The organism is Desulfosarcina sp. (assembly GCF_033791525.1).
Classification (GTDB): Bacteria; Desulfobacterota; Desulfobacteria; order Desulfobacterales; family Desulfosarcinaceae; genus Desulfosarcina.
The window spans coordinates 1-2,547 of sequence record NZ_JASJGN010000024.1; the positions used below are offsets into that span (position 1 = coordinate 1).

General features: G+C 53.9%; 4 protein-coding genes. 3 read left to right on the forward strand and 1 reads right to left on the reverse strand.

Features of this window, described 5'->3' with window-relative positions; genetic code table 11:
- Window positions 1-8: 8 nt before the first annotated feature.
- The 3 genes from hmcD to hmcF are packed head-to-tail and all read left to right on the forward strand — an operon-like array spanning window position 9 to window position 2,257.
- On the forward strand, window positions 9-137 hold the full coding sequence (gene hmcD, locus QNK41_RS22885; RefSeq protein WP_319261332.1) for a sulfate respiration complex protein HmcD: 129 nt from the start codon (window positions 9-11) through the stop codon (window positions 135-137).
- A gap of 15 nt (window positions 138-152) precedes the next feature.
- Window positions 153-830: a sulfate respiration complex protein HmcE gene (gene hmcE, locus QNK41_RS01025; protein WP_319252843.1), complete on the forward strand. Its 678-nt coding sequence runs from the start codon at window positions 153-155 to the stop codon at window positions 828-830.
- A 41-nt stretch (window positions 831-871) separates the two neighbouring features.
- Window positions 872-2,257: a sulfate respiration complex iron-sulfur protein HmcF gene (hmcF, locus tag QNK41_RS01030; protein ID WP_319252845.1), complete on the forward strand. Its 1,386-nt coding sequence runs from the start codon at window positions 872-874 to the stop codon at window positions 2,255-2,257.
- 44 nt (window positions 2,258-2,301) lie between these two features.
- On the opposite strand, the gene QNK41_RS01035 is transcribed toward hmcF, so the two are convergent.
- Window positions 2,302-2,547, reverse strand: a 246-nt coding sequence (locus QNK41_RS01035) for a hypothetical protein (protein ID WP_319252847.1), incomplete at its 5' end; no start/stop codon positions are given.

The following is a 2,547-nucleotide window of genomic DNA, read 5'->3' on the forward strand; positions in this document are numbered from 1 at the left end:
AAGATCCCATGAAAACCATTTACACGCTTCAGGAGTTCATGCTCCACACTGAAAATATCACCTATGTATTGATCGTCGCTGCCTTGCTGGGCATCACGGGGTTCTGGCTGTTTCTCACCGACCGTGACGATGACTAAAAAAAGGAGCACCCCATGTATGCATTTGTAACCGGCCCTCTTGCCTGGCTCTCCTTTGGTATCTTTTTTATCGGCCTGCTCTATCGTCTGGTGTGGTACATCCGGGGCCTTAACTGGCAGATGGACCGCGTCACCTATTCGGTCAATGTGGCCTACGGCATCAGGGGCGCCCTACGCTCCATCTTCGTCTGGCTGGTGCCATTCGGCACCCACAGCTGGCGTTTTTACCCCGGGTTCACCATCCTGGTGTTCGTCTTTCACATCTGCCTGCTGGCCACGCCCATATTTCTCATGGGCCATAACGTACTCCTGCTGGAGCGTTTCGGCTTCAGCCTGCCCACCCTGCCCGAAGGTCTGGCCGATGTAATGACCCTGGCCGTGATCGTGGCGGCGGTGTTCATCATCCTGCGGCGCATCGCCCTGCCGGAGGTGCGCATTTTGACCAAACCATACGATTTTCTGGTGCTGGCCATCGCTGTGGCACCCTTTTTGACGGGTTTTCTTGCCTACCATCAGATGGGCAGCTACGATTTCTGGATTGTGGCCCACGTGTTATCCGGCGAGATCATGCTGGTGGCCATCCCCTTTACCAAGCTGTCCCATTTTCTACTTTTTTTCCTCTCCCGGGCCCAGCTGGGTATGGATTTCGGAATCAAACGCGGCGGCATGAAAAACAAGGGAATTGCCTGGTAGGCCTTGCGCATATATTAATATTTTGTTTTTAAGGTGATACAATGCCCGAAGGAATTCTTTGCAACAAACAGGTTGTCGATACCAAGGAAAAGCTGAACGCGCTGTTGGCTGACAAAAGCGGCAAGCAGTACTACGCCGAGATGAAGCTGCTCGACGTGGACACCAAGGCCCTGTGGGCCACACTGGAGAAGACCTGCAAGTCCAGACTGCGGACCTGGCTGGAGATCTGCGCCCACTGCGGGATGTGCGCCGACAGCTGTTTTTTCTACCTGGCCAACGACAAAGACCCCAAACAGGTGCCGTCGTACAAAATCCAGGCCACTTTAGGTGAGATGATCAAGCGCAAAGGCAAAGTGGACAACGATTTCATGCACATGGTCATGGACACGGCCTGGTCTAAATGCTCCTGCTGCAACCGCTGCGCCACCTATTGCCCCTTCGGTATCGACATGGGGGTGATGTTCGGTTATGTCCGGGGGTTGTGTTTCGCACAGGGATTCGTGCCCTGGGAACTGAAGATCGGCTCGGGCATGCACCGCATCTTCAATGCCCAGATGGACATCACCACCGAAGACTGGGTGGACACGTGCGAGTGGATGGCCGAGGAGTATGAAGAGGACTGGCCGGGACTGGAGATCCCGGTGGATAAAGAGAATGCCGATATCATATACACGGTCAACGCCCGGGAGCCCAAACACTATCCGGAGGACCTGGCCGAGGCTGCGATTCTTTTTCACCTCGCCGGCGAAAACTGGACCGTTCCCAGCCAAGGGTGGGAGGAGACCAGCCTGGCCATGTTCGCCGGTGACTGGGGCGCCTGCAAGGTCCAGGTGGAAAGCGTCTATGCGGCCATGGACCGGCTCAAACCCAAACGCATGGTGGTCACCGAATGCGGCCACGCCTATCGGGCAACGGTGTTGGAAGGGCCCTACTGGGCGGGACTCAAGTCGGGCAAGACCCCGGTCGAGAGCTTCCACTATGTGGAGTGGGTCGCCGAGGCCCTGCGCACCGGGAAATTGAAGATCGACCCGGCCAAGCGAATCAAAGAGCCAGTCACCTACCAGGATTCATGCAACTATGTGAGAAATGCCGGTTTGGGTGACTGCGCCAGGGAGATTATGAGCTACATTGCCGAGGATTTCCGGGAGATGCGGCCCTGCAAGGAGCACAATTTCTGTTGCGGCGGCGGCGGCGGGCTCAACGGCATCGGGCTCTACCGCCAGCAGCGTAACATCGGATTGAAAGTCAAACGAGACCAAATTCTGGCCACCGGTGCCAAACTCGTGGTGGCCCCCTGCCACAACTGCTGGGACGCCATTCGTGACCTGGAAGAAGTATACAAAATCGGCATCCGCTGGTCTTTTCTCAAGCCGCTGCTTCTGAGCATGGTGGAGGTCCCGGAGCATTTTAAGCCCCAGGAGGAATAACCAGACAAAATGACAATAGCCAAAAACACCAAATGACAAATAAGTCACAATGACCAAAATTCCAAACCTAATGATCTTGAAGCATGGACATTCTGATTCGCTAACGCGCTAAGTTTTTTCGTTAAACCGTTGCCAATACAATGGCAACTATCTATAATGGCTGACAATTGTTGGTCTGTATCTTGTTTGAGATTTGGATATTGTAACTTGGGGTTTATTTGAATTCGATTTTTGTAATTGGTTATTTCCAGTTTATCCGGGTTAGGCAAAAATAAGGCGCATGAAAAATG